The sequence below is a fragment of the Mesorhizobium sp. M2A.F.Ca.ET.039.01.1.1 genome, assembly GCF_003998035.1.
Taxonomy (GTDB): domain Bacteria; phylum Pseudomonadota; class Alphaproteobacteria; order Rhizobiales; family Rhizobiaceae; genus Mesorhizobium.
This window is the reverse complement of the sequence record NZ_RZRY01001476.1, coordinates 1-523: the sequence shown is the minus strand read 5'-3', so window position 1 is coordinate 523 and position 523 is coordinate 1. Positions and strand designations below refer to the sequence as shown.

At 62.5% G+C, this 523-nt stretch carries 1 protein-coding gene; it reads right to left on the bottom strand.

Annotation, left to right across the window (positions count from 1 at the left end):
- Window positions 1-523: ABC transporter substrate-binding protein (locus tag EOA24_RS40530; RefSeq protein WP_145992595.1), on the bottom strand; the 523-nt coding region annotated here is incomplete at both ends.

The following is a 523-nucleotide window of genomic DNA, read 5'->3' as shown; positions in this document are numbered from 1 at the left end:
GTCTTCACGATCTCCTGCACCACCGGATAGGTGTTGCCGGAGGCCTGCGTGGTGATGGCCGTGTAGCCCTTGGCGGCGTCGCCGGCCGGGATGACGTCTTCTTCAGAGTTCGACCAGACGTTGCCGATAATATGGTCGACCGGGTAGCCGACCTTGACCGCCGTCTTCAGCGCCACCGGGTTCATCACGCCCCAGCCGCGCAGCACGACGAAGTCCGGCTTGGCGCGGCGGATCGTCAGCCACTGCGACTGCTGCTCGTTGCCGGGATGCGGCACCTCGATCTGCTGCACGGTGAAGCCGTATTTCTGCGCCAGTAATTCATAGATCGGGATCGTCTCCTTGCCGTAGGGCGAGCCGTGATAGAGCACGACGATCTTCTTGCCCTTCAGCTTGTCGATGCCACCTTCCTTGGCGGCGATGTAGTTCACGATGCCGGAGGTCTCGCTGTAGGGGTTGAGCAGCAGCGGGAAGACATATGGGAATACCCGCCCGTCGGTGGAATCGGTGCGGCCGTGGTTGACCG